We start from the raw sequence: 499 nt of genomic DNA on the forward strand, positions 1-499 counted from the left end.
AATCAGACTTTCTGCCATTAACCTTTTGGAGGGGAGGGATATCGACGATTTAGATGGTGGCACCGACGATAACCATCAGTACAAGTCTCTCAGTCATGGTGAATTTCCAGTTATCGAAACACTGTCGAACTTAAATGAACAGTGCTCCTATGTTTCAAACTTAGTAAAACAGTCAGCAGAGCCCCACGAAAATTTCTGTGTCGTTGCGCGAACAAATAGTGAAGTTAATGAACTGAGTAAAGGTTTTGCAAACCTTGGTATCAAAACCTCAATAATTCAAGCCAACAGAGCTGATGAAGGGAGTGGCGCAATAAAACTAGCAACCGTCCATCGTGTCAAAGGGTTAGAGTTTAATCATGTTGTGTTGGCTTCAGCGAATGAAGGACTAATACCCTTACAGTATGCACTGCAGGGGCGGGCAGATAAAGCCTCACTTGCACAAGCTGATACAGAAGAGCGAAGTTTGGTCTATGTAGCCTTGACGCGCGCCAGAAAGTCA

At 44.1% G+C, this 499-nt stretch carries 1 protein-coding gene; it reads left to right on the forward strand.

What is annotated here, in order from left to right; all coding sequences use genetic code 11:
* The coding region (locus tag A3761_RS07805) for a 3'-5' exonuclease (RefSeq protein ID WP_231881192.1) at positions 1-499 on the forward strand (499 nt) is incomplete at both ends.

The organism is Oleiphilus sp. HI0123 (assembly GCF_001635315.1).